The sequence below is a fragment of the Streptomyces griseobrunneus genome, from assembly GCF_046713465.1.
GTDB classification, from domain to species: domain Bacteria; phylum Actinomycetota; class Actinomycetes; order Streptomycetales; family Streptomycetaceae; genus Streptomyces; species Streptomyces microflavus.
The window spans coordinates 244,035-270,592 of the sequence record NZ_CP177080.1; the positions used below are offsets into that span (position 1 = coordinate 244,035).

Consider the following 26,558-nt stretch of genomic DNA (forward strand, 5'->3'; position numbering starts at 1 on the left):
TTGATCAGAAACGGTTTGGGTTCTGGGTCGTTGGACGGGTGTGAGCGATCTGGTGGGGGACGCGCGGCATCTGTCGCCGTCGGCGCAGGAAGCCCTGCGGCTGCGGGCGGTGGCCGCGCTGGTAGCGGGACGGGACCGCGAGGACGTGGCGGCGGTGTTCGGGGTGTCGCTGAAGGCGGTCGACACGTGGTGGGCGAAGTGGCAGGCCGGCGGGCGGGAGGCGCTGGTCATGCGTCCGCGTGGCAAGCCGGTCGGGGTGCACCAGGTGCTCGGGGAGGCCGAGCAGGCCGCGGTGCGGCAGGCGGTACTCGATCACCGGCCCTGTGACGTGGGGCTTTCCGGTCAGCTGTGGACGCGGCGGTTGGTGGGCGAGCTGATCGCGAAGCTGTACCGGGTGCGGCTGACCGAGGTGGGGGTGGGCAAGTACCTGAAGCGTTGGGGGCTGTCCTTCCAGCGTCCGGACAAGCGGGCCGTCGAGCAGGACCCGGATGCTGTCCGGCGCTGGCATCAGGAGACCTGGCCGGAGATCCGGGCGAAGGTGAAGGCCGACGGTGGGGAGATCCTCTTCGCCGATCAGGTCGGCATCCGCTCGGACCAGGTCACCGGCCGTACCTGGGGTGAGAAGGGTAAGACACCTGTGGTGCGGCGGAGCGGGAACCGGTTCTCGGTGAACGCGATGTCGGCGATCAGCACGAAGGGCCGGATGCACTTCATGGTCTTCGCCGAGAGCTTCACCGCCGAGGTGATGTGCCGCTTCCTGGACCGGCTCGCCGGCCACTTCGACCACAAGGTCCACCTCGTGGTCGACGGGCACCCCGCCCACCGCTCCAAGAAGGTCCGCGACTGGCTCGCCGCCCACTCCGACGACATCGAACTGCACTTCCTGCCCCCGTACTCGCCCGAGCTGAACCCCGACGAGCTGGTCAACGCGGACCTCAAGCACAGCCTGCCCAAGCAGCACCGAGCTCGCGATCAGGCCGAACTCGCCGCCGAGACCCGCCGCTTCTTCCGCAGACGCCAGCGTCAGCCGCACATGGTCCGCGGCTACTTCGGCGGCCCGCACGTCCGCTACGTCCTGGACGAGAACCCCATGAGTTTCTGATCAATACGGAAGTAGCACCTTTGTCGAAAAACCATGCGTGCTGTGACTTGATAATGGATTTCTCGGTGCAGTATCGGCCAAGGGCACCTTCTGGCAAGCACTTCGCCGACGCAGAGAGGAGGTGGCCAGGAAGCGGGCCCTCGGTACATCGCCGACGCGGGGAGGGTTGGCCGTCGGGTGCTCTGGGCGCCCTCCGCCCGGCACAAACCCTGCCTCGACAGACCTGTTTCGCCGTCGGTCATCTATTCCGGCTGCGGAAGTCGCCCGCCGTACCCACGCCTCGCTCTTCGCGCTCTGAGGGTGTGTCCAGTAGACGGCTGATCCAGTTCTTGTAAGGGGTCAGTGGGCGGCCGGGGTGAGCCGGCCTTCGAAGGCGATCTGGAAGGCATTCAACGGTGCCTTCCAGCGCATGGTCCACCGCTTGCGGCCCTTGCTGGTCGGGTCCAGGCTCATCAGCGCCATGTAGACGCACTTGAGGGCCGCGGCCTCGTTGGGGAAGTGCCCGCGGGCCCGGACGGCCTTGCGGATGCGGGCGTTGACGGACTCGATCGCGTTCGTCGAGCAGATGACCTTGCGGATCTCGACGTCGAAGGAGAGGAAGGGAACGAACTCGGCCCAGGCGTTCTCCCAGAGCCGGATGACCGCCGGGTACTTCTTGCCCCAGGCTTCCTGGAACTCGCTGAACCGCTCGGTCGCGGCGGCCTCGTTCGGTGCCGTGTAGACGGGCTTGAGCACCTTGGCGATCTTGTCCCAGTCCTGGCGGGCCGCGTGCCGGAAGCTGTTCCTCAGCAGGTGAACGACACAGGTCTGGACAATCGTTCGAGGCCAGACCGTCTCCACGGCTTCGGGCAGGCCCTTCAGCCCATCGCAGACCAGCATCAGGACATCGTCGACGCCCCGGTTCTTGAGATCCGTGAACACGCTCAGCCAGTACTTCGCGCCCTCGCCGCCGTCACCGGCCCAGATCCCCAGGATGTCGCGATGACCCTCGGCGGTCACGGCCATGACGACGTAGATCGGACGGTTTGCCACCTGTCCGTCCCTGATCTTCACGTTGATCGCGTCCACGAACAGCACCGGATAGACGCGGTCCAGCGGGCGGTTGGACCATTCCGCCATCCCGTCCATCACCTTGTCGGTGATCGTGGAGATGGTCACCTTGGACACGCTCGCGCCGTAGACCTCGGCCAGGTGGGCGGAGATCTCGCCGTGGGTCAACCCCTTCGCCGACAGCGACAGCACCATTTCGTCCACGCCGGACAGGCGCCGCTGCCGCTTCTTGACGATGGCCGGCTCGAACGTGCCCGCCACGTCGCGGGGGACCTTGACCTCGACTGGGCCGACATCGGTCAGCACCGTCTTCGCCCGTTTCCCGTTGCGGGAGTTGCCACTGCCCCGGCCATCGGCGTCATGCTTCTCGTATCCGAGGTGATCGGTGATCTCGCCCTCCAGGGCGGACTCCAGCACCCGCTTTGGTCAGCTGCTGCAGCAGCCCGCCCTCCCCAGCCAGCTGCAGACCCTCCGACCGGGCCCGGTCCACGAGCATCGCGACCAACTGCTCGTCACTCGCCGCCACGGCCCCCGCCGTCGGCTCGCTGCCCGGTATCTGTTCGATGGTGGTGTCGCTCATCTGGCGTCTCCTTGATCATCGGATCCGCCGATCATTGAACACTCCCCCAACTCACGCACGCGTGTTAGGGCTACCTTGTCGTCGGTGAGTTGCCTGCGCGTCACGATCGTCTTCCTACCGGATCCGCCCCCAGGCGGATCCGGATCGGCAAGCTGTCAGGACGGTACGGCGGGGCAGCTGGTGCCCCGGGGCGGGACTGCAAGGTCGATGAGGTAGTTGTCCACGGCGTCCTCCATACACAGGCCGCTGGTGACGCTGCCGTGGCCGTGACCCTCGTAGGTGAGGAGCACGCCGCTGCGGCCGAGCTGCCGGGCCACCGAGACCGCCCACGGGTAGCCGGTGGCGGGGTCGTGCAGCGCGTTGGAGACCAGGATCGGCGGGGCGCCGTGTGCGTCCAGGCGGTGCTGCGGGTTGGCGGTCGGCGCGCCCAGACACGCCGCTGCCATGTGGAGCGGCAGCAGGTAAGGCAGGTCAGGCGCGGTCATGTTCATCATGGTGACGAGCGAGGCGTACTCCTGGTAGTCGCGCACCGGCAGGTGCCAGTCCGAGCAGAAGACCGGGGTGGCCGAAGGCAGCGGCGCTATCGAGGTGGGCGACGCGGGCAGCGGCTTGCTCGCGTCCATCCCCACGATCGCCGTGGCCAGGCCCGCGTAGTCGGCCTGGTAGAACTTCCGGAACGCGATCTTGTTGACCAGGTCCGAAGAAGACAGCGAGGTGCCCGGCTTCGCCGGGTCCTCCAGCTCGCCGCGCCCGGCGCGGGCCAACAGGCCCTGCCAGACGGCGCGGACGTCGCGGGCGTGCAGCGCGCAGTCCGCAGCACCGTCGCACCACTTCACGAACTCCTGGAATGAATCCTCTGCGGTGGCCGCCTCGGACCGCAGGAAGTCACGGGTGGTCGGGACGCTGTGGTCCATGACGCTCTCCAGCACCATCGCGCGCACGCGGCGCGGGTACGTCTCGGCGTACTGTGCCCCGAGCAGCGTGCCGTACGAGCTGCCGTGGAAGGTCAGTTTCCGCTCGCCGAGGGTGGCCCGGAGGGCGTCCAGGTCCCGGACCGTCTGGGCGGTGTCAAGGTGGTCGAACACTGGGCCGGTACGGGCCCGGCAGTCGGCACGGAGCCGCCTGTTATACGCCATGGTGGCGTCGAAGTCCGCCTGGCTCTTCAGCTCCGGTGACGGCCGCTTGGCAAGCAGGTCGCCGGAGCAGGTCACCGGGTTGCTGCCGCCCACGCCGCGCGGGTCGAAGCTGACGATGTCGAAGCTGCGGCGGACCTCGGGGCTGAACCGGCTGATACGGCGCACCACCATCTCCACACCCGAGTCGCCCGGCCCGCCGGGGCCGAACACCATCGAACCGACACGTGCGCCGGGGTCGGTGGCCTTGCGGCGGGCCACGGCCAGGTCGAGTCTCGGCCCGTCCGGGTGGGCCCAGTCGATCGGCACCGAAAGAGTGGCGCACTCGGCTCCCAACTTCGCCGGGTCGTCACACGGTGCCCATCGCAGGGCCCCGGTGGCAGACGGCGACGCGTGGACCGCGGGAGCGGCGGCGAGGCCGGTGATGAGGGCCATGGCGGCTCCCACCACCATGGCCGTGCCCCGCGCGGCGATGCGCCGCAGTGTGGATCTGCCCCTTAACGGCATGGATCCTCCTCATGAAGAGAGCGGTTGTGTCAGACGTGCGGGCCCGGCCGGGGCACCGTCGTCACGTTAGGTGCACTGCCGCCCATGTGGTGCCCCTGTCAGGGGCTTTTCCGGGACGGGTCGGGGACCACTCAGGGGCGATCGGGGCGCAGGGCGAAAACCGGTCAGGGTCGGGTCAGGGGAAGGGATCCGACGCTCTTTCAATCGATCTGTCGGCCACAACGCCGACCTCTGCAAGGAGGGAAACACCGTCGAACCGCTGACCAACAAGCTCAAGGCCGCGGCATCGCCACCCGAAACGACAACACCCCGGACAGCTACTTCGCCGACCTAGTGTGATGCGCCAGAAATCCTGATGGTCATTTCTGCTCTGTTTGCTGGTTGGTGGTTCCGACCTTGGTGAGGTAGTCGGCGAGGGAGTTGAGGATCTCGTCGGCGGTCTTGGTCCAGGTGAAGGGCCGTGGATTCTCGTTCCAGGTGTCGATCCACGCGGCGATGTCGTCCTCCAGGGCCTTCACGGACCGGTGGACACCGCGGCGGATGAGTTTGTCGGTCAGCAGGCCGAACCACCGCTCGACCTGGTTCATCCAGGAGGAACCGGTCGGCGTGAAGTGGACGTGGAAACGCGGGTGCTTGCCGAGCCACGTCTTGATTTCAGCGGTGTTGTGGGTGGCGTAGTTGTCACACACCAGGTGCACCTCGAGCTCGGCGGGCACCGCCTTGTCGATCCGGATCAGAAACTTCTTGAACTCGATCGCCCGGTGGCGGCGGTGCAGCGCCGATATGACAGTGCCGTCAGCGATGTTGAAGGCGGCGAACAGGCTGGTGATGCCGTGCCGGTAGTAGTCGTGGGTCCGGCGTTCGGGCATGCCCGGCATCATCGGCAAGACCGGCTGGGAGCGGTCCAGAGCCTGGATCTGGGACTTTTCGTCCACGCAGAGCACTACCGCCCTCTCGGGCGGGTGATGGTACAGGCCGACGACGTCGACGACCTTGGCGACGAACTGCGGATCGGTGGACAGTTTGAACGAATCCTGCAGGTGGGGCTTGAGGTCGAACTTCTTCCAGATCCGGCCGATGGTCGACTTCGACAGGCCGGTGCGCTGGGCCATCGAGGCTCGTGACCAGTGCGTGTCCCTGCCCGCGGTCGACTCCAGGGTTGCCACGATGACCTCCTCGACCTGGTCGAGGAGGATCGAGGGCGGCCGGCCCGAGCGGGGCTCGTCATGCAAGCCATCGAGGCGTTTGGCAATGAACCGGGCCCGCCACCGGTCCACGGTCGACTGGTCGATGCCGAGGTCGGCCGCGGCCTGCTGATTCGTCCCACCCTCCGCGCAGCGCAGCACGATCTTTGCCCGCAACGCGAGGAACTGGGCGGTCTTCGCCCGCCGCGCCCACTGCGTCAGCTGCCTCCGCTCAGCCTCGTCCAAGACCAGGTCGGCCTTCGGCCGCCCGATCCAGCCGGCGTCCTCAAACCCGGCGATCCGCTCTGCGGCGAAAGCCCGACGCCACTTGCCAACCGTCTTGGCCTGGACGCCGATGATCCGTGCGACACCCGCGTTTGACATGCCATCAGCGCACGCCAGGATGATGCGGGCCCTCTCGGCGGAGCGCCGGTGCGGCACACCCGCCCGGCGCACCAACTCGGCGTGCTCGGCCTCGGACAGCGTGATCTCCACAGCGGAGGGACCCGAATGCGACATGACAACAGGGTAATAAATAATCATCAGGATTTCTGGCGCATCACACTAGCTGATCAGGACCGGTCCGTACCTCCCCCGGGCCCCAGATCACCGATGTCGTGCACAGCGACAGCACGTCCTGGCAGCCGCGGCGTGGCCTGGGTACGTGGGTGGGTTTGACCGCGCAGAGCGCTGAGCCGATGGGGCTCGCACGTGAAGCCGCCCACCAGAACCCCGCCCCGGGCACAGGCCGACCACCATCACAGCCCTGCTGTGACTCGACGTACCGGGCAGGAAGGCTGCGAAAGATGAGCGCTGAAGGCGATCGGACCTCACGCGGCAGCCCCCAGCGTGGAACGCTGGTTTTCTGGCGTTCACCAAGCCCTGTTTCGAGCTGGCCTCCTCGACAAGGGTCGCTGCCGTGGACGGCTTTGGTGCCACCGCCTGCTGCTCATGCAGGGAGCCATCGGGTGCCAGGTCACCGCGCCAACGGCGTCTACCGCTATGAGCCGGGTTACGCCGAGACGGCCACGACCGGGCTGTAGAAGACGGAGCGCCCCTGCTTGGAGCGCTCCAGCAGTCCTTGCGCGACTCCTTGTTCCAGGGTGTTGCGTACGACGGTTACCTGTACCGCGCGCTCAGGATGTGCCTCGGTCAGCGCCGCGGACACCTCCGCAGCCGACCTGGGCTCACTCTGCCCAGTCAGGTGTGCCGTGGCCAGCTCGAGCCAGGTCGGCTCACCGGGCTTCTTGGGTGACGCCGCCTTCTTCGAAGTCTTGCGCCCGGTGGTAGTACCCGTCTTGCCCGCTGCCGCCCTGCCGTTGGACCGGCGGGCTGCAGGAACCGCGGCTGTCTTGCCGCCCTTGCCCTTCTTGGCCGTCTGCTTGGGCGTGGTGCCGAGCACCTCCTGCATCTTGGTCAGAACCTGCTCGCTCTCCTCCAGGCGGACAAGTTCCTCCTGCAGCCGTGCAAGTTCGGCGCGCACGCGCTCCTGCTCGCTCCGGTTCGCCGACAGGTCGTCCGTGACCCGCTGGGCATAGTCTGCCGTGACGCTCGGGGTGGGAGGGTTTTTGGACATGTGGTCCTCGGCTTTCGGCGCGATGGGGGGTGGGTGTAGCGATGATGGTACCCACACCGATCAGGCCAACCCCCCAACGAACACAAAGAAACCGCAGCCACCTGACGTGCACCGCTCTCGAACACACAAGCCTGCTTGCGTCCCTTCACCCAGCCCTCACCTGCCCAGGGAGGCCGAAAATCGCCACCGCTCCATGAGCGTACGAGCGCCACGGTTCCTGGTCGCGGGAGGGGACTTGGACGGGAAGTGAGTGTTGACGGGGGCACGCGTCAGGCCGCCACCGCGATCCGCCAAGGAACCGGAGTCCACGCTTCCTGGGCCGTGACGTCCGCAGTTCTGGAAGGCTGTGGACTGCCGGTGGCGACCTGCCGGGCGGGGTGGAGTCGGTTCCGCCTTCCTGGGCCTGACCACCAGCGGGTGCAGGACGTCTGCGGAGGGGTCTCGGCTTCAGCGGCCCGCTGGTCCCCTGCCCACGCAATGCCAAGCCGGTATCCGGCTCGGTAATCGGGGGGCGTGCCCCCAACGGCCGATCGACGCATCACTCAGTGAGACACTCAGCGGGAACTCGCACCCCGTTTGGCGGGCGCGGGCGGCATGGCGGGCGGAGCGTGGAGGCAGCGGTGGACCGGTAGCGGGTCGGCGTTAGACGCCACCTTGGCCAAGGCCAGCAGAAAGGAGAGGTCTTGGGGACTCACCTCGGGGCTCCGGGACCGAGTGCTGCCAGTTACTCTTTTCGATCATGCGAGCCCTCTTCCCAGGATCCTTCGACCCGGTCACTCAAGGGCACCAGGACATACTCCGGCGCGCTGCCCTTCTGTTCGACGAGGTCGTCGTGTGCGTGATGTTCAACGCGAACAAGACCGGCCGCTTCCCCGTCACGGAACGGCTGGACCAGCTCCGTGCGGCAGCAACAGAGTTGAGCAACGTCACGGTCGACTCCGACACCGGCGGCCTGCTGGTCGACTACTGCAGCCGAGCCGGAATCGACGTCGTCATCCGCGGAGTCCGCGGTGTTCCGGACCTGGAGTACGAAATGCCGATGGCCCGCATGAACCACGAACTGGCTGGAGTCGAAACGGTCTTCATCGCTGCCGACCCTGCCCTGGCTCACATCTCCTCCACCCTCGTCACCGCGATGAGTTGACAGGACCGGCCGGCGGACCGATCGGCTCCCCGCGTCCGGACCGGGGATGTCAGACCCGTGTGCCACGCTCGGCGCATGGGATTCTTCGACAATCTTGTGATGCCCGAGGAACCGGCCGCGGAGCGGACTGCGTTGATCCGGCTGGGGCCGCCCGCGGAGGACGAAGGACGGTACGCACCGCCCCTCGACCGCTTCGCGCCGGCGCTGCTGCCCGGGACCGGGGTAGTGGGCGTAGGCCCAGAGGTCCGGGTTCTGCTCACAGGGTGGTCGGTGTGGCCCCGGTCGGTGACGATGCACCTGGCGGTGTTCCGCAAAACCCGCTGGCAGAGCGGGGATACGAACCGGCAGTCCGGGCTGCGGGTAGGCCTGCGGCTCTCCGACGGCCGCCGGATCACGACGCTGGACATCCCGGAGACCCGCTATGTCCCGGTGACCAGAGGGTCGGGGCCGGAGACGATGGCGATGGCCCGGCAGGCGGTCGGGCTCATACCGCTGGATCCGGGAGCGCGCCCGTCCCACCGGTCCCTGTTCAGGACCGCCGTGGACCTGTACGCGGCGGAGCTGCCGCCTTCCGGGGAAACGCAGCTGGTCGTCGAGTGGCCGGACGAGGGCATGGGCGAGACCCGTACCCCCATCGACGCGGCGGCGATCCGAGCCGCGGCGGAGCAGGCGTTCGAGGTCTGGCCGGGGCTCGAACCGCCGGATCCGGCGGGACAGCCGAGTGGCACCTTCACGGTTCTGGAGATGTCCGGTACCCCCTCCTTTCTGGCACCGCCGTTGAGCACGCGTCAGCTGGAGGAGCGGCGGCGCGAGGAGGAGGCCCGCAGGCGTTACCTGCCTCGGGCCGACTGGACGGTCATGGGGTACCGGGACTGGGGCGACGCGGCCCTGATCAGGGCTCGGCTGGAGGCAGGCGCACCGCCGGATGCCCGTGTCCAGGGGGGCGCCCGCCCGCTGCACCTGGCGGCGAGTCAGGGGCAGGCGGAGGCGGTGGCGGCTCTCCTGGCGCACGGTGCCGAGGTCGACGCGCGCGACGAGGAGGGACGTACACCGCTCTGGTACGCCGCGTGCGGCGTGGACGAGGGCATGGTCCGCGCGCTGATCGAGGCGGGGGCCGATGTGTGGACGCCGCAGGAGGAGCCCTGGTCGCCGGGGCGGCTCCTGCTGACCACACCGCTGGCCCCGCTGGTGACGGAGCTGCCGGGTGCGGTGTCGCTGCCGGCCGAGGAGGCGGCCGCCCTGCGGGCGGCGGACGCGCTCATCGCGGCTTTCAGCGAGCAGGGCCTGTGTACCGAGGGGCTCGGCATCGCCTTCGTGGCGGGAGTGGGTGAGGAAGACGTGGTCCGGCGGCTCGGCGGCGACCCCGCCCTGTGCCCGGCCGTGGACGAGGAGAACATGCCGTTCGATCCCATGGACTACGACGCGTCGCTGCGCTACGTCGGCGTGACAGGCGTGGATGGCTCCCCGGGCGGCTGTGTGATCGTCCAAGACGAGTACATGCCGAGCGACGACGCCCTGCTGCGGGCGGTCTCGGCGGGCACCTCCGCCTACGGGGTGTATTTCAATCCCAAGGGAGGAACGTTCGGCGCCCTGGCGCGAGACGGGGGCATCGTCGCCGGCGAGGAGATCGGCCTCTCACCGCAGGCGTCGGATCCTGCGGCCTACTGGACCTTCCGTTTCTGGCAGCGCGGGTCAGCGTTCGCGTATGGCGCCGACGTTCTCGCCTACGCCTGTGCCGCGGCCGGAATGACGGTCGGCGACGGCCGGGCGGCGATGGGCCGCGGCGCGGCTCGCCGCTGGGTCCCGCTGCCGCCGGCGCTTCAGTGGTGAGCGCTGCGGCTCTTCTCCCGCCCGCGGCGTCGGTTCCCGGTCCAGCAGCAGCGGAACGGCCAGGACCGGGAGCAGCCAGACGAATACGATGAGGCGATGGCCGAGGAGCTGGTCCAGGTTCGGGTGGCCCGCCTGGTTGAGGATTCCTGCGGACGCCGCCGCCAGGGCGACCGGTAGGACCGCCGAGCGCCGCCTCAGCAGCGCCCAGGCCGAGAGCGCGAGCAGGACGGGGAGCACGGGATAGGTGGCCTGGCGGTGGAGCCACGCCGTCCAGAAGACCCTTTCCTGGACGAGGAACTCCGGCCAGGGGTTGGGCAGATCGGGACGCCGGTAGTGGTCGGTCAGCAGATCCTGGGCGTTGTCCCGACCCGTGGGCCAGGACAGCAGGTGCGCGCCCGCGTAGACGGCCACGGCCAGGGCCCCGCACAAGCCCAAAACCTCGTGACCGCCATCCCGGCCACCGGCCACATTTACCAAGTCCTGGACCGCGCGCTGATCGCTATCGGCCAGAATCCGGCCGACCCAATCCCCGGCGGGCATAGGAGGGGCCCGGGGTGAGCGGCTGGCGTGTGGCGTCGACGACGGAACGCCCGCCCCTGACGATCTGCCGACCGGCCGCTGCTGTTCTTCGCCTCGCACGCGGGGGTGTTGTAGGCCCGTCACGTGGTAGGCATCAGCAATGATTGGTCGCCTCCCGCTCGACGAGCAGCTTGCCGCCCTGGAGTCTGCGCTGGCCCGCAACGAAGTGCTGGTGGAGGTGCTGAACCGAACGGCGGGGTTGGGGCTGCCCAACTGGTATGTGACGGCGGGTTGCCTGTTCCAGACCGTCTGGAACGTGGTCACGGACCGGCATCCCACCAGCGGGATCAAGGACTACGACGTCTTCTACTTCGACGACCGTGACCTGTCGTGGGAGGCGGAGGACACGGTGATCAAGGCCGCGCGCGAAGCGTTCGCCGAGCTGTCGGCGGAGGTCGAGGTCCGCAACGAGGCTCGTGTCCACCTCTGGTACGAGCAGAAGTTCGGCGTCGCGTGCGCTCCTCATGCCTCCACGGAGGCAGCCATCGACAGCTTCGCGGCGACCACGTGCTGCCTGGGTGTGCGCCTGGAGCCAGGCGGGCGGTGGCGCGTCTATGCGCCGCACGGCCTCTCCGACGTGTTCAACCTCGTCGTCCGTCCCAACCCGGTACTCGCCCCTCGCGAGGTCTATGAGACCAAGGCGGTCCGCTGGCTGCAGCAGTGGCCTGAGCTGACCGTTCTCGACTGGCCGTCGCAGCCTGCCGACCTTGCGCCTTCCTCATCCTGAGGCACGGAACCGACGCAGCCAGATGGCACTGCACGCGAGTTCGGAGTATCGCTGTCACCGGCCATGCCGTGTCGGAGTCGAGCACAAAAGGCGAATCAACTCATCCTGAAGCGACCGATAAGGCTCTTAGGAACTCACCATGAGGGCCGGAACCTATGGTGAGTGGCGGCGCCTTCCGCGTACATCTGTGGAGCGCAGGAACTGGCAATCGACGCCGTGGGCGGTCAGAACGCGAGGGACCAGGGTAGGCGGAGGCCCGGCCGTCGGCGTCCGGCCCGGGTAGGGGGAGGTAGGGGGTGTCCTCCACCGCGCCGTTGTGGAGGCACCACGGCGGTGGAGGCGAAGTTCCGGGGTGCGGCTGCGGTGTCCAGCAGCGACGGTGGATGAAGGCTGTGTCCCTGCTTCCTCTGGGAGAGTCATGATCGTCAAGATGCTGCACGAGAAGGGTCTGAAGGCCGAGCACGCCTACACCGCGACGTTCGCCTCGATCGGCCTGTCCGTCGTCTCCTGGTGCGGATCGATGAAGGCCGAGTCCGCCGGCACCGCGTCGGCGACAGATGGAGCCTTCTCGTCATCCGTGACGCGATGGACGGTGCAGCCTCGTTCACCGAGTTCCAGCGGCGGACCGGCATCGCGCGCAACATCCTCACCGACCGCCTCCGCAAGCTCCTCGCCCACGGGCCCCTCGCCCAACGCACCACCCCATCGGGCCGCCGCCAGGAGTACGTCCTCACCGACGCCGGCCGCGCCCTGTTCCCCGTCATCCTCACGCTGCGTCAGTGGGGCGAGCGGCACGCCTTCGCGCCGGGCGAGGCGCACTCCGTCCTGGTCGACCGGCACGGCGATCCCGTGCCGGACTTCACTCCGGTCGGCACGGACGGCGCCCCTCTGAGCACCGACACCACCCACGTACAGAAGACCCGACAGACATGAACGAGCTCGTGGCACGGTAAGAGGATCAAGGGCGCGGGCGGGTGACTGAGGGCCAGTCACCCGCGAGGCAGGGGGAGCCTACGGTCGGGAGCCCAGCCGACCCCTTGCCGGAAAGCCACACGGCTCCGTCCGCAGTCGGCGCACTCCGGCGTATCGAGTCCACGACGACTTCCAGGAGAGCATCCCGCTCGTCGGCGTCCACACGGGCCATCATGCCGAGTGCGGCGCCGAGCCGGACGCCGGCGGCAGCGTCGTCGAGGCGGGTCCGCAGCCATGCCATGACAGCTGATCTGATCGGTTCGCCCCTGCGGTGGCCGGCCCCGAGGTCGGCCACAGCCTCGACGGCATCGATCTTCAACGACTCTTCGGTCACCTGACCGAAGAACTGCTGGAGGGCGGGCGAAGGGACTGCGGCGTTCGCTCGTTCGTCCCGGTCGAGCGCATCGTGCGCTAGCACGGATCGGCACCCCTGGGCGCGGGCGGGCGACGTCCCGCGCATCACGTGACCCACCACCATCCACCCCCGTGCGCACACGCGTGCGAACCGGTCAACAAGTGCTGCTCCACTTCGGATTGCTGTTGTCATGCCCCTTGCAAGAAGGGGAGTGCCACGCTCCAATGGACGCGACTCAATGGAAAGGAAACTTTCCTAATAGAGCTGACCTCCCGGCTGAGCTGTGTCCGTACGCCCCTCCACGACGCCCCTGTGCGTTCGGCGTCCGGCATGTCGCAAGAGATCGGAGAACCACGTGCGCATGCGCATGCCCCACCGAATTTCCCGGCGCGTTTCCCGTTTGGAACGACCGTCCCGCCCCGCGCACCGTCGGCGTCGCACCGGCGTGCGGGTCGCCCTGGCCATGGCGCTGGCCGCGATCCCTGCCGTGGTCGCCCTCAACACCGGGCAGGCGGCCGCGGCATCCGGCCTCGACGATCCGGCGAAGAAGGAAATCGCCATGCAGATCGTCTCGACGGCCGAGAACTCCTCGCTCCAGTGGCGCGAGCAGTTCGACTACATCGAGGACATCGGCGACGGGCGCGGCTACACGGCCGGCATCATCGGCTTCTGCTCCGGTACGCACGACATGCTCGAACTCGTCGAGTACTACACGGGTAAGGTGCCGGGCAATCCGCTGGCCAAGTACCTCCCCGCGCTCCGCGCGGTCGACGGGAGCGACTCCCACGAGGGCCTGGACCCCGGCTTCACGACCGCGTGGGAGCAGGCCGCGGCCACCCCCGAGTTCCGGGCGGCCCAGGAACACGAGCGCGACCGTGTCTACTTCGGCCCCTCCGTATCCCGGGCGAAGAGCGACGGACTGCGGGTGCTCGGCCAGTTCGCCTACTACGACGCCATCGTCATGCACGGACAGTCGGGCTTCGACAGCATCCGCGCCGAGGCCCGGAACGACGCCCGTACGCCGGCCGAGGGCGGCGACGAAACCCAGTACCTCGACGCCTTCCTCGACGCCCGTGTCATGGAGATGAAGAAGGAGGCGGCGCACGAGGACACCAGCCGTGTCGACACCGCCCAGCGCGTGTTCCTGAGGAACGGCAACCTCGACCTCGACACCCCGCTGGCCTGGGCCGTCTACGGCGACAACTTCCGTATCGACACCGACACCGACACCGAGCCCGGCCCCGGACCGACGGACCCGCCTGGCACCGAGGCGCTGATATCACGTGGCAAGCCGGCCACCGCCTCGTCGTCCGAGACCTCCTCCTTCACCCCCGGCAAGGCCGTCGACGGCGTCGCGACCACCCGCTGGGCAAGTGCCGAAGGATCGGACCCGCAGTGGCTCCGCATCGACCTCGGCGCAGGGGCGACCGTCTCCCGCGTCGAGCTGACATGGGAGGCCGCGTACGCGAAGCAGTACCGGCTGGAGATCTCGGCCAACGGCACCGACTGGACCCGCCTCGCCGCAGAGACAGCGGGCAACGGCGGGACCGACACCTGGACCGGTCTGACCGGAAAGGGCCGCTACCTGCGCGTGTACGGCACCGCACGCGGCACCACGTGGGGCTACTCCCTGTGGGAGGCCGACGTGTACGGCACCGCCGGGGGTACCACGCCCACCGACCCGCCCCCGAAGGGCGCGTTCACCGTGGTCGGCGCCGGCGACATCGCCGACCAGTGCAATAAGAGCGATCCGGGATGCCAGCACTTCAAGACCGCCGCACGCGCCATGGCGATCGACCCGGCCTTCTACATCACCATGGGCGACAACCAGTACGACGACGCCCACATCGAGGACTTCCGCAACTACTACGACAAGTCCTGGGGCCAGTTCAAGGACAAGACCCACCCCGTGCCCGGCAACCATGAGGCGTACGACGACTGGGACAACCAGGACGAGGTCGCCTACCGACAGTACTTCGGTGACCGCGCCACTCCCCAGGGCAAGATGTGGTACAGCTACGACTACGGCAACTGGCACTTCGTCGCCCTCAATTCCAACCGGTTCGACGAGCGCGAACAGCTCGACTGGCTGAAGGCCGACCTCGCCAAGAACAGCAAGAAGTGCGTCGCCGCGTACTTCCACCACCCGCTGTTCAGCTCCGGAAGCCACGGCAACGACCCCGTGAGCAAGCCGATCTGGTCCATGCTGCAGGCAGCCGGCACCGAGCTGGTGCTGAGCGGCCACGACCACCACTACGAGCGTTTCGCCCCCCAGAGCCCGGACGGCCAGGCAAACCCGAACGGCATCGTCGAGATCCTCGGCGGTATGGGAGGCAAGGACCTGTACGGCCAGGGTGACACCGTGCAGAAGAACAGCCAGAAGCGCATCTGGGACAAGTTCGGCGTGATGCAGCTCGACTTCACCGACACGACCTTCACCTCGAAGTTCGTCGGTACCGACGGAACGGTCCTGGACACCGGCCCGACGTACAGCTGCCACTGATCTCCGCGCCTGTCACCGACCCCCACACCCTTCGTCGTGGTCCGGCCGCCGTGCTCCGGCGGTCGGCCACGCCCGACCGGCGAACCCGCCCGGAGCACCGGTTGTGCTACCGGAGCTCCGGGCTCCGCGTACCGCGTACCAGGAGCGTCTGTATGTACCTTGCCGTCGGCAGAACCCGTCCACCGGACGGCGCCGCCCCCGACCGGACCCCCTCAGCCGTATGGCCCGCCGGCCGAAGGCGCCTCACCGGCACCGTCGTCGCGCTCGGCGCGGTCAGCCTCGTCACCGACATCTCGTCCGAGATGGTCACCGCCGTACTGCCCCTCTACCTCGTCCTGGGCCTGGGACTGAGCCCACTCCAGTTCGGCTTTCTCGACGGCCTCTACAATGGTGTCACCGCCTTCGTCAGACTCGCCGGCGGGCACGCCGCCGACCGCTGGCAGCGGCACAAGCTCGTCGCCGGAAGCGGATACGCGCTGTCCACCGTCTGCAAACTCGGCCTGCTCCTCGCGGGCAGTTCCACCCCCGCCCTCTCCGCCGCGCTCGCTGCCGACCGGGTCGGCAAAGGCGCGCGGACAGCGCCGCGCGACGCCCTGATCTCGCTGAGCTGCGACGAGCGGGACCTCGGCCGTGCCTTCGGCGTGCACCGGGCCATGGACACCACGGGCGCCATGCTCGGACCGCTCGTCGCCTTCGCCGTCCTGTGGGCGGCCGTCGACGCCTACGACGCGGTCTTCGTCGTCAGCTTCTGCTTCGGCCTGCTGGGGGTACTGATCCTCTTCGCGTTCGTCCCCGGCCGCGAGGCCGGGTCGGCACGCCCGCCGGGCAGGGCCGCGGCCACACTGCGGGAAACCCTGCGGCTCTTCCATGTCCCCGCCTTCCGCCGGATCCTCCTCGCGGCTACGGCGCTCGGCCTCGTCGGCGTGGGCGACGGGTTCCTCTACCTGGTCCTGCAGAAGCGGCTCGCCCTCGATGTGGAGTACTTCCCGCTGCTGCCGCTCGGCAGCGCGGCGATCTACCTCCTGCTCGCTGTTCCACTCGGCCGGGCCGCCGACCGGATCGGCCGCCGCATCCCGTACCTTCTCGGGCATGTCGCCCTGCTCGGGGTGTACGTCGCACTCTTCTCACCGGTGGCTGGCTGGCCCCTCACGATTCTGGTGCTCGTCCTGCACGGCACGTTCTACGCGGCGACCGACGGGGTCCTCATGGCGCTCGGCGGCCCGGTCGTGCCGGCGGACCGGCGCGCGGGCGGGATGGCACTGCTGCAGACCGGCCAGAGTCTGGGTCACCTGTTCGCGTCCGTCGGGTTCGGAGCCGTCTGGACGCTGTGGGGCATGGACAGCGCCCTCGTCCTGGCCGCCGCCGCACTCGCAGCCGTACTCATCCTCTCCTGCGTACTCCTGCCGGCCGCACCCACGCCCGCCGCCCCCGCACCCGTCACCGCCCCGGAGCCCTCATGACCCTGCCTCCTATCTCCCTGCGCGCGCGGATCATCGCGCTCACGGCGGCCACCGCCGTACTGGCGACCGTCGCCGTCGGCTACACGGTCACGGCAACCGACGGCGACGGCCGGTGGCCGGAGTCCGTCGCCGCTCCGGGCCTCACACTCGACCATGCGCCCGGTCTTTACCACGCGGCACGGAAGGGCAACGTGCGTTCGGCGCCGTACAGCTCCTCCGGCACGGGAGTGGCCGATGGAGCGCGGAGCAGGAACACCGGGCTTTCGTGCGACCGCTTCTACGCGAGCGGACGGTCGGCCGTCTGTATCGCGAGCCACCCCGGCATCTCGCAGAAGACGAAGGTGAGCGTTCTCGACCGAAAGCTGAACACCCGTAAGACCGTCGTGGTCGGCGGCATCCCCAATCGGGCGCGGGTCTCCCCTTCGGGCCGGATGGTCGCCTGGACGCTGTTCGTCAGCGGCGACTCGTACGCCTCGTCCTCCTTTTCGACGAGAAGCGGCATCCTCGACACCCGGACCGGCTATCTGGTCAAGAACGTGGAGACGCTCCAGCTCTATCTGGAGGGGCGGCGACACCACGCGCCGGACGTGAACTACTGGGGCATCACCTTCGCGGGCGACGACAACCGCTTCTACGCGACGGTGGCCACCGAGGGGAAGACGTACCTCGTCGAGGGCGACATCAAGACGTGGAAGGCCCGCACACTCCGCCGCAACGCCGAATGCCCGTCCCTCTCGCCCGACGGCACCCGGATCGCCTTCAAGAAGCGGGTCCGCGAGGGCGCTCAGAACCCGTGGCGACTGCACGTACTGGACCTGAAGACGATGCGTGAGACTCCCGTCGCCGAGACCCGCAGTGTCGACGACCAGGCGGCGTGGCTGGACGACTCGACCCTCGCGTACGCCCTTCCGGGCCCGGCGAAGGGCACCTCGGACATCTGGACCGTCCCCGTCGACGGCTCGGCCACCGGGCCGAGCCTCCTCCTGAGCGACGCGTCGTCACCGTCCATGGTCGTGGCGGGCAGCTGATCAGCGACAGGCCACGCCACCCGGCCGGCAGCCGAGCGCGAACCGCAACGACCACCCCTCCTGCTGCCCCGCGCCCGCCCAGGGCAGGTGCGGGTAAGCAGGCGTCCGTCGGGCCGCCCGGGCCGGGGGGGCGCCGCGCGTCGGTGCGGTCAGTCCCGGAGCGGCAGCAGCCGAGGCACGGCTCGGATGTAGACAACCATGCCGATGACCTCGACCAGGGTCTGGGGGACCACGACCACGGCGGCGACGGCCAGCGCGTCCGGCAGCGCCAGGGCGAGGGGCAGGACGACCAGGGAGTTGCGGGTCGCGCCCGTGAACACGATCGCCCGACCGGCGAGGGCGTCCAGGCGGAACATGCGGGCTACGCCGAGCCCGGCGAACGCCATCACGATAAGGAAGAACACGTAGAACGGCACGACACGGCCCAGGTCCCCCAGGCTGCCGACGTCGCCGAGCTTCGGTACCTGGGAGGCGACCACGGTGAGCAGGACGGCAGCCATCAGCGGCACCATGGTCGTGCCCATCGCGTCGGCGGCCTTCTGTCCGGCCGGGCGACGTGCGGCCCATGCCTGGGTGAGCCAGGCCAGCGTGAGCGGGATGACGATCAGCACGACGAACGCCTCGACGAACGGTCCGGCCTCCACCACGTCGGCCAGGCCCGGTCCCATGAACAGGAACAGATAGACCGGCAGCAGCACCATCTGGGCGAGGAGCAGCAACGGGGTGGCGGCGAGCAGGCGTTCGCTGCTGCCGCCCGCGAGCCCGCTGAAGACGATCACGTAATCGATGCACGGGGCCAGGAGGACCAGCAGCACGCCGAGGCGGACCGCCCGGTCGTCCGGGAGGAAGGTGAACATCGTGGCGACCACCAGCGGCACCACGACGAAGTTCGCCACCAGCGTCGCGGCCAGGAAGCGGCCCGCCCGCACCGAGCGGAACAACTCCGCCGCCGGCACCTGGAGGAAGGTCACGTACAGGAGGGCGGACAGCACCGGTTTGATCGCGTGTTCCAGGGCCGGATGACAGCGGCCAGTAGATACTCCCCGTAGGCGGCCATTTATCGGCCCACTGATGGCCACGATCTTCCCCATGTATGGCCAGATACCTCCCAGGACCTGGACGGATAACCGGTCGGCGAGGCTGGCTGGTGTGAAGAACAGCAGGGAGATCATGGAAATCCTTGAGGCATACGACCTCACGGGGAGTTACCGCGCTGCGGCAGAGCTGGCCGGGTGTGACCACCACACGGTGGCCCGGTATGTGCAGATGCGTGAAGCCGGCGAGCGACCGGTCGCGAGGCAGCACCGGGCTCGGCCGATCGACGAGTACCTCGCGAAGATCGAGGAACTGGTGACGAACTCCCGCGGCAAGATACGCGCCGACATCGTGCACCGGCGGATCACCGCGATGGGCTTCACCGGCGGAGAACGAACCACCCGCCGCCCCGGTCTCCGATGTCAAGGCCGCTGTTCGGGCTGGCCAGCGCCGGGTCTATCGGCCGTGGATCGCCGAGCCAGGATTGTGGATGCAGTGATTCCTAATGCGGTCGGACCTTGACCCCGGGCAGGCTGGTGTGCTGGCGTGCGGCAGCGTCCAGAGCTGTCTCGGCGAGCCGGTCGGCTCGCAGGACCTTGCGGTTGCGCAGCCAGGTCTCGAGCCGTTTCTTACTCACCCGGCGCAGGGCGGCCGGGGTCTGGTAGCCGGTCAGCAGCACGAGCGGACCAGTGTTGGTGAGGTCCAGGGCCCGCTCCAGACCGGGGAAGATGCCGCTCGGTTGGGCGCGGAGACGGTTTGTGGTGCGAGTGCGATCGGCGACCAGGTCCGCGCGACGCCCTGTGAGGATCTTGAGGTCCGTGACGGTTTCGTCGCCGACACGTAAGGGGTGCAGGTCGCGGCGGATGCGGACCTGGTCGGCGATGACGGCGGCGTCCCTGGCGTCGGTCTTGCCCTCGCCGCGATAGCTCTCGGAGGCGCGGTGGATCGCCCGGCCGGAGATGTAGTGCACCGGCTGGGCGTGGTTGACGAGGACGGCGATGGCCAGCGCGGCGCCGCCGTCGGCCAGGTCGATCCCCCAGGCCACCGTCTCGCCCAGGGCCTGGACGTCGGTGAGGAGCTCGAGGAGATCGGGCTCGTCGTTGGCGACGCGCCGGGACAGCAGCCGGCGGCCGTCCTCGTTGATCGCGACGCAGTGATGATGGGTTTTCCCTGCGTCGATGCCGGCCCAGATCATGGTCATGTGATGCCTCCGTGCGGTGTGGTGCCGGTGCCTGCCACGGACGACCTCGCTGTCGATTCCCTACTCAGCGATCATTCGCAATTCCTAATTGGCAGCCGAGTCGTCGTGGGGCACCGGGCGGCCAATCACTGAGAGCCACAAGCGGCAGAGCCTTTTGAACCACACCCGGCACCCCTGGGCGGGTCAACCATACGAAGGGCTCACCACATCCCGCAGGAAAGCGTAGGGAGCCTTTTCCGACCTCATGTTGAGGCGTGGTGGAGGACGAGGACTGCCTTCACGATGTCGGTGATCCGGTTGGTGCTGCAGCGGAGCTTCTGCAGGAGGCGCCAACCTTTCAGCACGGCCATGGCCTGCTCGCCGACGCAGCGGATCTTGGCGTGGCTGCTGTTGTGCCGTCGCTTCCAGCGCTTGAGCCGGCGGCCCCGGAAGGGGACTCGAATGTGCCGGCCGGCGCGTTGGCAGGCCTTGTCCGCCCAGCACTTCAGTCCCGCGGCCGCGAGCGCGTCGACGATGGCATGGCTTCGGGCCGCGGTCAGGTCGTGAGTGGCTCCGGGCAGAGCCGGGGAAGCCCGGAGCAGTCGGCCGAATGGGTCGGTGAGGACCTGGACGTTCATGCCGTGCCGCTTGTGTTTTCCCGAGTAGTAGGGGGTGTCGGCGGCGATCCGGTCGATCGGCAGCAGAGTGCCGTCCAGGATCACGAACGCTTTCGTCCGGGCCGTCTCCATCGCCTGGGCCAGGGTTGGTGCGCGAGCGGCCAGGACTTCGATGGCCTCGTGTATGTACCGGCAGACGGTCGCGATGCCGATTCCGAAGCCGGCGGCAAGCTGGGCGTAGGTGTCGCCGCACCGCAGGTGGGCCAGGGCGAGCAGGGCCTGGCGGCCGGCGGGCAGGCGTCGCCACCGGGTACCGGTCTCCCGTCGCCGGACTGCAAGCTGCTCGGCCAGGTGCTGCAAGGTGCTGCAAGGTGCTGCTGGAAAGATCGATCGACGACGGGTAGGCAAGCACGCGAAGCTCGTGGCGGACACGGGCGATCTTGGTCGAGGACCCGTCTACCAGGAGCTTCGTCGTTCCGTACAGCCCGCACCGACCAACACCACAGCCCCACGGTCAGGTTGAAAAGGGCTCAATCCCCGGCGAAATACTTCGCCGCTTTGCGCAGGATCTCGCGTTCCTCCTCCGCTCCCGGACCTTCTTCCGCAGAGCCGCGTTCTCAACCTCCAGCGGGGCCGGCGGCTGGGCCGGTTCCTCCATCTGGCGACCCCGGGGAGGGCTTGCTCCGGCTGCCCGGACCCAGTTACGCAGGGTCTCCGGGTTGATCCCCAGATCGGGGGTAACCGACCCGATCGTCCCTTCGGGCCTCGACTCGTACAGCGCGACCGCGTCCGCCTTGAACTCCGGAGGGTAGTTCTTCCCGACCACGAGATGTCCGTCCTCAGATCCTCAGGATGCAGTGTCTCGTGTGTTCAACATCAGGGGTCAAGGCCCCGCCCACCATGACCCCGCCCCCGAGTCCCGGTCCGGCCGTCGACCTGGCGGCGCTGCGGGCCTTGAGAAAATCTCGTACGGATGCAGAAAACCCTGGAGCTCACCGCTGAGCAGCTGCGCCATGTGACGGCCGCCTTCACGAAGGCCGGTGAGGGGGCCCGGTCCACGATGAAGTACACCGGCAGCCCTGTCCTGACCGTCATCGACGCCATGGTTGGGCGCTCAGTATCTTCCCTTAATCCATGGCTACTTGCTCTGTTCTGGCGGCCCAGTGGCCCGTAAGCTACGCGCATAGATTTGACGCGTACATGCCAGTGCGGGGATGCCCTGTCGTGGTCGCCTGCGTTCCACTCAGTTGTCGCTCCTGTCGGCTTGTCAGGCCCCGTTCGTCCAGAAGGGACACCATCCATGCTCTCAAAGCTGTCCGCGAGAACCACCGTCGCCGCCCTCGCCGCCCTCGGCCTGCTCGCCACCGCGCCCTCTGCGACAGCAGCTTTCCGCGACTCGGCCGCAATACCTTCCGGGACCCCCGCAACCACCGCCCAGTTACCTTCCCCCGATGTCACCGTGAAGATGCCATCCACGGTGGCCAACCGCCTCGGCACCGGTCGACAGGCACTGATAGACGCCGTCTCCACAGACGTTCTCTCCCGGTCCCACGACGCCAAAGGTCTCACCCCCAAAGCTGCCGTCAGAAAACTCGCCGATGAGAGCCGCAAGGTGGTCGTCGATGTCCGTACGGTCTCGGCCGACTGGGCTCGTGGCGTCGCGTACGTCGAAGCGCCCCGCACTCACCACGGCGATCCGGAGGGCTGGCTCTACATCGCTCACCGCAAGGACGGGCAATGGATCTCGGGACTTGAGGGCGACCGCGAGTTCGCCCATCACGTGGCCAAGTCTCCGCTGGTCGGCAAGACGGAGCGGCGGACCATGACGGCGTACGCTGAGCGCAAGGCGACTCCGCAGCAGGAGACGCCGTCGGTGGGAACCACGGCTGCCAACATCAACGGATTGCTGCTGCCCTGGATGCCTGACTACTACATGACTCTCACCGGCGGGGCGCACTCCCACACCGGCTCGACGGGGTACTGGAGCAGCCTCGACTTCGCGGGAGGCAACGCCAGCGGGCGAGTCCGCTCGTCCCGAGAGGGAACGGCGACCTCGATGTGCGGTGCCGGAGGCGGCTGGACCAGAGTGATCCACCCTGGCGGCTTCTCGACCGACTACTACCACATGTCGAACACCACCTACTACAACGGAACATCGATCGCCCGCAGTGCCCTGCTCGGCACTATCGGCACTGACACCTGTGCCGGAGGGGCCGCAACCGGAGCTCACGTGCACTGGAGCCTGCGCACGTACGACGCCAACCACAACGGCCAGTACACCTGGCTCAACGGTCGCACCATCGGCGGCTGGGCCTGGTGGAACGGCTCCAGCCAGTACACCGGGTGCGCAACCCGCTCGGGCGTCACCGCCTGCCCCGGCGCGGCGATCTACAACCGCACCAGCTGACCACCGCCCTGTGACTTCGCCCCCGCACGTGAGCTCGGAAGGCGAAGTCACAGGGCTGGACGGACAGTGGGACCGGTCTGGGTGGGAATAGTCTGCCGCCAGACGCCCGGTCCGAGCCACTGCGGACCACTGGGTGGCTGGATGAGGTATCCCTCAGAGGGCGGTATGTGACGTAGTGCCGCGTTTGTTGTCGCTGGAACGTGTGGCACAGGCGTATCGGGGCTGATCAGGGGGTCTTGTCGTGCTGGAGTGTTCTTCGTGAGCGACCGCCAGCCCTACAAGAGCGACCTGTCCGACGAGCGGTGGGCCCTGATCGAGCCCGTCATCGCCTCCTGGAAGGCTCAGCATCCCTCCGTCAGCGGCCACCAGGGCGCCTACGAGATGCGGGAGATCGTCAACGCCCTGCTCTACCAGTCCCGTACCGGCTGCCAGTGGGACTACCTCCCCCACGACCTGCCCCCGGTCGGCGCGGTGAAGTACTACTTCTACAAGTGGCGCGACGACGGCACCGACCAGACCATCCACGACCTGCTGCGCTGGCAGGTCCGCGAGAGCCGGGGGCGCAAGGCCGACCCGAGCTTGGTGGTGCTCGACACCCAGAGCCTGCACGCGGCCGTCGGGGTGCCCGCCGGCACCACCGGAAGGGACGCGGCAAAAAAAGTCCCGGGCCGCAAGCGCGGCCTGGCAGTTGATGTTCTCGGTCTGGTGATCGCGGTGGTGGTGCTGGCCGCGTCCGCGCACGACAACGCCGCTGGCATCGCCTTGCTGGACAAGGTCGCCGCCGACACCGACACGGTACAGAAGGCCCTGGTGGACCAGGGGTTCAAGAACGCTGTCATCGACCACGGGCGGAAGGTCGGCATCGACGTCGAAGTCGTCGAGCGCAACCCAACGACCAGCGGGTTCGTGCCGCAACCGATCCGGTGGCGGGTGGAGCAGGTAAACGGGATCATGATGCTGCACCGCAGACTGGTCCGCGACTACGAACACCGGCCCGCCTCGGCCGAGTCGAGGGTGTACTGGGCCATAAGCGACCGGATGTCCAGGATGGTCACTGCGACCTCCACCCCCACCTGGCGCGGCGCATGAACAACGACGGGCTCACCCTGGGGGCGGTCCTCGCCCGCCTGGAGGAGCAAGAGCGCGAGATCGCCACGCAGGCCGAAGCGACGCGAGCGCGCATCACGGAACTCACCGCGCAACTGGAGGAGTTCGGCCGAGTCGCCGAAGAGGTGCGCATCACCCGCAAGACACTGCTGGCACTGCCCGAGCCGGCCTCGCCGACACCGCCGCCCGCGAAGCTGCCGGACCATCCGGCCTACCAGCAGATCATGGCGGTGTTCGCCGCAGCCGACGCCCCGCTGCGGGCACGGGCGGTCTGCGAGGCGTTGGACCTGGAGATCGCACCCAACAACGTCAACAACGTCCGGCTCAAGCTCAAACGGCTGGCCGAACGCGGAATCCTGATCGAGCCCGAACAGGGCTTGTTCACCAAGCCGCAGTCGTAGCCGCCTGGTCAGGCCACGACCAGCCCGACAGCCCCACCCGAAAGCCCGAAACGGGCATCACGTCACGTACCGCCCTCTCAATGTGCATCCGCTGAACCGCCCCATCGGGGCCTGGGTCCCGATCATGGGGTGGCAGCCGCTGCGCGAGCCCGTCTCCGCGTCGTCACCGTCATCCCGCTGCCCCTGTCCAACCATATGCAGGAGCTTTTGGACTGGGTCACCGCCCATTCGGGCATGCGCTGACGCCACGCGGTGTCCGCCACTGACCCGAAACCGGCCGGAGCCGTTGCTCTACCGAACCCAATGCCGCTTAGTTAGCGTCTGAGGATCTCCAGCGTCGGTGGTCCGGCGTGGGTCAGGGGTTGGTCATCGGGTCTGGTGATTCGGTGTCGGCTTAGGCGGTGGCGTTTCACGGTCCGGGGGCAGGTCCGATGGCGCCGGGGCGGGTTGGGCCTAGCCAGGATCTCTTCCAGTGCCAGGCCGATGGCCCGTTTGAGGTGGTGAGGGGGAAAAAGCTCCTTGATCGGTGGTGTGGCGGCGGACCACCCGCAGGGCCCGGGTGAAGGACAGCCGGTCGGGGTCCATCCTGGCCTGGTCCGCTGCCCGCGCCATCAGTCGGCGGATGCCGTAGTGCGTGGTCAGCAAGGCCCAGATCTCCTGGCGGACCATCTCGGGCGACTTCGATCTCAAGGTCCGTCCGGGACCCCGCTGATAGGTCTCGATCTCCGCCAGGGTCAGTTCGAACTCCCAACGCTCGTGGTAGGCCGCGGCCAGCTCGCGCGCGGAAGCGTCCTGCGGGTCCAGGATCGTCGTGATCAGCCGGTACACCTCGCCGTCACCGTCGCGGTCGGCGACTCGGTACTCCACGACCCGAACCGGGCACCCCTCAAGGACAGCGTCGCCACGGCCGGCCCGGACATGCCGCCGATACCGCTGCCTGGCGATTACATCTCCGAGCACGGACAGATACGAGCCGTCGTCCAGGACCTCGACCACAGGAAGGTCGACCAGGACCGTCACCCGCCACAACAGGTCGGCCCCGGTGCCAGCGGCATTCGACCACAGAGCGTGACTGTAGAAGCCGCGGTCCGCCTCACCAGCATCCCCGGCCCGGCCCCCTGCAGAACCTCGCCGGCCAGTTCCCGCTCGCCCCGGTACAGCGAGCCGATCCGCGCGCCGACGATCACATGCGTCCCGCACTCACCCAGACCCACCACTCTGGCCTGGGGATAGGGGCCCGGCGCCCCGTGATGAGAGTTCTCCCCGAACGCCTCCACGTTCGCCGCCGTGTCGGGGACCTCCAGCTGCACTCCGTCGACAGCCATCAGTCGCCAGGAACACAAGAACGCACCCATCGTGTCGTCCCGCGCAACCGGCACCGCGACCTGCTCGAACAGCAATCTCAGCGGTTCTTCCCCCAGGCGTGCCCGCGCCTACGTGATCGCGCCGGTGGTCGGCACCCGCCAGTCCGACCGCCACACCCGGGACAACCGCAGACCACCCACCAGCTTGCGCATGACCTCTTCGTAGCCGTCACCGAAGAACAAGCACATGGCCAGCACGAAATACACCATCACCCGAGCCGGAAGCAGCCGGACGCGTTTCTCCCGCCGACCGGCCCGGTCAACGACCTCATCAACCAGCTTCCTGGGCACCAGCTCCGTGAGAACCCCGATGGCCACACAGTCAGTCAACTGGCCCTTGTAACTACCAAGTTGACGCCTCAAATCACCCCTCGCCATGGCCACCACGATAGCCCTTCGGGACCGCCCAGGCTCCTGACACCGAGGCGCCTGACCAGCCCGCGCACGAGATCCAGCACAAACCCGGGGACACGGTCCAGGGTCTGCTGGAACTGCCCGTGACCTGGTGAGCGGCATGGGCATCGAGGTCGACAAGGAACGCTGCGTGGGGGCCGGCCTAGGCGCGCTGACCATGCCGCGCCGGACGTGTTCACGCAGGACGACGACGGGTTCAGCGAGATGGTTCCCGGCCGACCGGAGGAGACGGGAGACCACTCGCTGGTGCGGGAGGCCGTACGCGCCTGTCCGGTCGGGGCGGTGTCCTTGACCGACGGATGA

Annotated in this window: 16 protein-coding genes and 9 pseudogenes; 15 read left to right on the forward strand and 10 right to left on the reverse strand. The window is 68.3% G+C overall.

Going from position 1 to position 26,558, the window contains the following annotated elements; translation table 11 throughout:
• Positions 1 to 40 precede the first annotated feature (40 nt).
• Positions 41 to 1,102 carry an IS630 family transposase gene (locus ACK8N7_RS01165; RefSeq protein WP_500440406.1) on the forward strand — a complete coding sequence of 354 codons (1,062 nt, stop codon included), beginning with the start codon at positions 41 to 43 and terminating at the stop codon, positions 1,100 to 1,102.
• 339 nt (positions 1,103 to 1,441) lie between these two features.
• Here the strand turns inward: ACK8N7_RS01165 and ACK8N7_RS01170 are convergent.
• The 4 genes and pseudogenes from ACK8N7_RS01170 to ACK8N7_RS01185 all read right to left on the reverse strand — a co-directional run bounded on the left by ACK8N7_RS01170 (position 1,442) and on the right by ACK8N7_RS01185 (position 7,132).
• A pseudogene (locus ACK8N7_RS01170) lies at positions 1,442 to 2,732 on the reverse strand (IS256 family transposase).
• Positions 2,733 to 2,887: 155 nt separating this feature from the next.
• Complete coding sequence (locus ACK8N7_RS01175; protein ID WP_403218467.1) at positions 2,888 to 4,372, reverse strand: alpha/beta hydrolase; 1,485 nt, start codon at positions 4,370 to 4,372, stop codon at positions 2,888 to 2,890.
• Positions 4,373 to 4,731: 359 nt separating this feature from the next.
• The gene (locus tag ACK8N7_RS01180; RefSeq protein WP_500440407.1) at positions 4,732 to 6,075 is read right to left on the reverse strand and encodes an IS630 family transposase; all 1,344 of its coding nucleotides are present in this window, start codon (positions 6,073 to 6,075) and stop codon (positions 4,732 to 4,734) included.
• Positions 6,076 to 6,568: 493 nt separating this feature from the next.
• A complete protein-coding gene (locus ACK8N7_RS01185; RefSeq protein ID WP_403218463.1) occupies positions 6,569 to 7,132 on the reverse strand; it encodes a hypothetical protein in 564 nt (187 codons plus the stop codon).
• A gap of 739 nt (positions 7,133 to 7,871) precedes the next feature.
• On the opposite strand from ACK8N7_RS01185, the gene coaD reads away from it, so the two are divergent.
• Together coaD and ACK8N7_RS01195 are read left to right on the forward strand one after the other, a co-directional pair.
• Positions 7,872 to 8,276 (forward strand): pantetheine-phosphate adenylyltransferase, encoded by a 405-nt coding sequence (gene coaD, locus ACK8N7_RS01190; RefSeq protein ID WP_403218462.1) that lies wholly within the window; start codon positions 7,872 to 7,874, stop codon positions 8,274 to 8,276.
• Between the two features lie 75 nt (positions 8,277 to 8,351).
• Positions 8,352 to 10,106, forward strand: coding sequence for an ankyrin repeat domain-containing protein (locus ACK8N7_RS01195; RefSeq protein ID WP_500440408.1), 1,755 nt, complete (start codon positions 8,352 to 8,354; stop codon positions 10,104 to 10,106).
• 24 nt (positions 10,107 to 10,130) lie between these two features.
• Here the strand turns inward: ACK8N7_RS01195 and ACK8N7_RS01200 are convergent.
• Positions 10,131 to 10,535: pseudogene (locus tag ACK8N7_RS01200) on the reverse strand (hypothetical protein); the annotation flags it as partial.
• Between the two features lie 250 nt (positions 10,536 to 10,785).
• On the opposite strand from ACK8N7_RS01200, the gene ACK8N7_RS01205 reads away from it, so the two are divergent.
• The 7 genes and pseudogenes from ACK8N7_RS01205 (at position 10,786) to ACK8N7_RS01235 (ending at position 17,730) form a co-directional block, all read left to right on the forward strand.
• Positions 10,786 to 11,412: a nucleotidyltransferase family protein gene (locus ACK8N7_RS01205; protein ID WP_500440409.1), complete on the forward strand. Its 627-nt coding sequence runs from the start codon at positions 10,786 to 10,788 to the stop codon at positions 11,410 to 11,412.
• Between the two features lie 546 nt (positions 11,413 to 11,958).
• Positions 11,959 to 12,345 (forward strand): annotated as a pseudogene (locus ACK8N7_RS01210) (winged helix-turn-helix transcriptional regulator); the annotation flags it as partial.
• A gap of 310 nt (positions 12,346 to 12,655) precedes the next feature.
• Positions 12,656 to 12,799, forward strand: a complete 144-nt coding sequence (locus ACK8N7_RS01215) for a hypothetical protein (protein ID WP_500440410.1) — start codon at positions 12,656 to 12,658, stop codon at positions 12,797 to 12,799.
• A gap of 301 nt (positions 12,800 to 13,100) precedes the next feature.
• Positions 13,101 to 13,952, forward strand: a pseudogene (locus ACK8N7_RS01220) (chitosanase); the annotation flags it as partial.
• Positions 13,953 to 14,015: 63 nt separating this feature from the next.
• Positions 14,016 to 15,242: a discoidin domain-containing protein gene (locus ACK8N7_RS01225; protein WP_500445643.1), complete on the forward strand. Its 1,227-nt coding sequence runs from the start codon at positions 14,016 to 14,018 to the stop codon at positions 15,240 to 15,242.
• Between the two features lie 152 nt (positions 15,243 to 15,394).
• Complete coding sequence (locus ACK8N7_RS01230) at positions 15,395 to 16,702, forward strand: MFS transporter (protein WP_500440411.1); 1,308 nt, start codon at positions 15,395 to 15,397, stop codon at positions 16,700 to 16,702.
• Complete coding sequence (locus ACK8N7_RS01235) at positions 16,699 to 17,730, forward strand: TolB family protein (RefSeq protein ID WP_500440412.1); 1,032 nt, start codon at positions 16,699 to 16,701, stop codon at positions 17,728 to 17,730. The genes ACK8N7_RS01230 and ACK8N7_RS01235 overlap by 4 nt, the downstream gene beginning before the upstream one ends.
• A gap of 149 nt (positions 17,731 to 17,879) precedes the next feature.
• Here ACK8N7_RS01235 and ACK8N7_RS01240 read toward each other — a convergent pair whose 3' ends face one another.
• Positions 17,880 to 18,821, reverse strand: coding sequence for an arsenic resistance protein (locus ACK8N7_RS01240; RefSeq protein WP_500445644.1), 942 nt, complete (start codon positions 18,819 to 18,821; stop codon positions 17,880 to 17,882).
• 58 nt (positions 18,822 to 18,879) lie between these two features.
• On the opposite strand from ACK8N7_RS01240, the pseudogene ACK8N7_RS01245 reads away from it, so the two are divergent.
• Positions 18,880 to 19,261, forward strand: a pseudogene (locus ACK8N7_RS01245) (IS21 family transposase); the annotation flags it as partial.
• An 18-nt stretch (positions 19,262 to 19,279) separates the two neighbouring features.
• On the opposite strand, the pseudogene ACK8N7_RS01250 reads toward ACK8N7_RS01245, so the two are convergent.
• From ACK8N7_RS01250 to ACK8N7_RS01260, 3 genes and pseudogenes are all read right to left on the reverse strand, one after another.
• Positions 19,280 to 19,966: pseudogene (locus ACK8N7_RS01250) on the reverse strand (IS110 family transposase); the annotation flags it as partial.
• A 242-nt stretch (positions 19,967 to 20,208) separates the two neighbouring features.
• Positions 20,209 to 20,974 (reverse strand): annotated as a pseudogene (locus ACK8N7_RS01255) (transposase family protein).
• A gap of 102 nt (positions 20,975 to 21,076) precedes the next feature.
• Complete coding sequence (locus ACK8N7_RS01260; protein ID WP_500440413.1) at positions 21,077 to 21,388, reverse strand: transposase; 312 nt, start codon at positions 21,386 to 21,388, stop codon at positions 21,077 to 21,079.
• Between the two features lie 474 nt (positions 21,389 to 21,862).
• On the opposite strand from ACK8N7_RS01260, the gene ACK8N7_RS01265 reads away from it, so the two are divergent.
• From ACK8N7_RS01265 to ACK8N7_RS01275, 3 genes are all read left to right on the forward strand, one after another.
• Positions 21,863 to 22,969, forward strand: coding sequence for a M23 family metallopeptidase (locus tag ACK8N7_RS01265; RefSeq protein WP_403219066.1), 1,107 nt, complete (start codon positions 21,863 to 21,865; stop codon positions 22,967 to 22,969).
• A gap of 258 nt (positions 22,970 to 23,227) precedes the next feature.
• Complete coding sequence (locus ACK8N7_RS01270; protein ID WP_500440301.1) at positions 23,228 to 24,058, forward strand: IS5 family transposase; 831 nt, start codon at positions 23,228 to 23,230, stop codon at positions 24,056 to 24,058.
• Positions 24,055 to 24,477 carry a hypothetical protein gene (locus ACK8N7_RS01275; RefSeq protein WP_500440300.1) on the forward strand — a complete coding sequence of 141 codons (423 nt, stop codon included), beginning with the start codon at positions 24,055 to 24,057 and terminating at the stop codon, positions 24,475 to 24,477. Before ACK8N7_RS01270 ends, ACK8N7_RS01275 begins: the two co-directional genes overlap by 4 nt.
• Before the next feature lie 453 nt (positions 24,478 to 24,930).
• Here ACK8N7_RS01275 and ACK8N7_RS01280 read toward each other — a convergent pair.
• Positions 24,931 to 26,219: pseudogene (locus tag ACK8N7_RS01280) on the reverse strand (IS4 family transposase).
• A 136-nt stretch (positions 26,220 to 26,355) separates the two neighbouring features.
• Between ACK8N7_RS01280 and ACK8N7_RS01285 the strand changes: the two are divergent.
• Positions 26,356 to 26,558 (forward strand): annotated as a pseudogene (locus ACK8N7_RS01285) (ferredoxin).